1 pseudogene is annotated in these 954 nt (G+C 51.0%); it reads left to right on the forward strand.

What is annotated here, in order from left to right:
* A pseudogene (locus tag HMPREF3144_RS11670) lies at positions 1 to 954 on the forward strand (adhesin); the annotation flags it as partial.

Consider the following 954-nt stretch of genomic DNA (forward strand, 5'->3'; position numbering starts at 1 on the left):
CGCAAGCGCCATCGTATTTAGTACCAACAAGTAGTTTATACAGTGTCGACCCGACTCGCACACGCTACCTAGTTGAAACGGATCCAGCCTTTGCCGATCAGCGTCACTGGTTAAGCAGTGATTATATGCTGCAAGCGCTCAATCAGGATCCGGCGCGTATGCAAAAACGCTTAGGTGATGGTTACTATGAGCAGCGCTTACTGCGTGAGCAGATATTACAGTTGACAGGTCAACGCTTTTTAGATGGTTATGACAGTGATGAAGAGCAGTTTAAAGCCTTGATGGAGCAGGGTGTGAGCTTTGCGATGGCGCAGGGCTTAACGCCGGGCATAGCGTTAACGGCAGCGCAAGTGGCGCGTTTAACCAGTGATATTGTCTGGCTGGAAAGTCAGACCGTGACCTTAGCGAATGGTACTACTCAAGAGGTGCTGGTACCACGCGTGTATGTGAAACCGCGTCAAGGTGACTTAGCACAATCAGGGGCGTTACTTGCCGGTAATACAGTGGAGCTGCAGGTTAAAGACGGTTTTGTTAATAGCGGTACAGTGGCCGGTCGTGAAATTGTCAGCATTAAAGCCGATACCATTGATCAGGAGTTGGCACGTATTCAAGCCAAACGTGTTGCACTTGTTGCTGATAGCGATATTACGCTTGCGGGCAGCACGGTCAGTGCAGAAGAGCTAGCGAGCATCCGTGCGGGTAATCAGTTGGATATCAAGAGTATCACCTACCATACGCATGCGGATGTAGCGGGTAGTAATGGCAGTCACTTTAGTGGTGAGCGTCAGGGCATTGATCGCTTAGCGAGTATTCATGTGAGCGGTGATGAGGCGCAGTTACTCCTCTCGGCAGGCAAGGACATGATCTTGACCGGAGCGCTTGTCAGTCATAGCGGTCGCGAGGGTCTGACTTACCTAGGGGCCGGCGGTGATTTGCAGTTAGATACCGTTACTG

Origin of the sequence: Oligella sp. HMSC05A10 (genome assembly GCF_001808335.1) — a bacterium.
In the GTDB taxonomy this organism is placed as follows: Bacteria; Pseudomonadota; Gammaproteobacteria; order Burkholderiales; family Burkholderiaceae_B; genus Oligella; species Oligella urethralis.